This is a genomic window from Bradyrhizobium sp. Crot121, from assembly GCF_059512385.1.
Genome location: NZ_JCAMOR010000353.1, coordinates 1 through 479, shown reverse-complemented (window position 1 = coordinate 479; position 479 = coordinate 1). Strand labels below are relative to the sequence as shown.

The 479-nt window shown below is 64.3% G+C and carries 1 protein-coding gene; it reads left to right on the top strand.

Going from position 1 to position 479, the window contains the following annotated elements; all coding sequences use genetic code 11:
* On the top strand, positions 1-479 hold a 479-nt coding region (locus AC5ZGW_RS46940), incomplete at both ends, for a cupin domain-containing protein (protein WP_496114245.1).

The following is a 479-nucleotide window of genomic DNA, read 5'->3' as shown; positions in this document are numbered from 1 at the left end:
ACCGACCGCGCGCTGGTCGCGCTCGAGGGCGTCGACGACCTCGTGGTGGTGGCGACACAGGACGCCATCCTGGTGTCGCGGCAGAAGGACGCCAACGGCCTGAAGCGCCTGGTGGCGAAACTGAAGACGGTGGCGCCCGAGGTCACCGAGAACCACATCAAGGTGCATCGGCCCTGGGGCTCGTACCAGTCGGTCGACAATGGCGAACGCCACCAGGTCAAGCGCATCATCGTCAAGCCGGGCGAGCGGCTGTCGCTGCAGAAGCACCATCACCGTTCCGAACACTGGATCGTGGTCCGTGGTGCTGCGCGCGTCACCGTCAACGAAACGGTGAAGACCGTGCACGAGAACGAGTCGATCTACATCCCGATCGGCGCGGTGCACCGGCTGGAGAACCCCGGCAAGATCCTGCTGGAATTGATCGAGGTGCAGACCGGCAGCTATCTCGGCGAGGACGACATCATCCGTATCGAGGACGA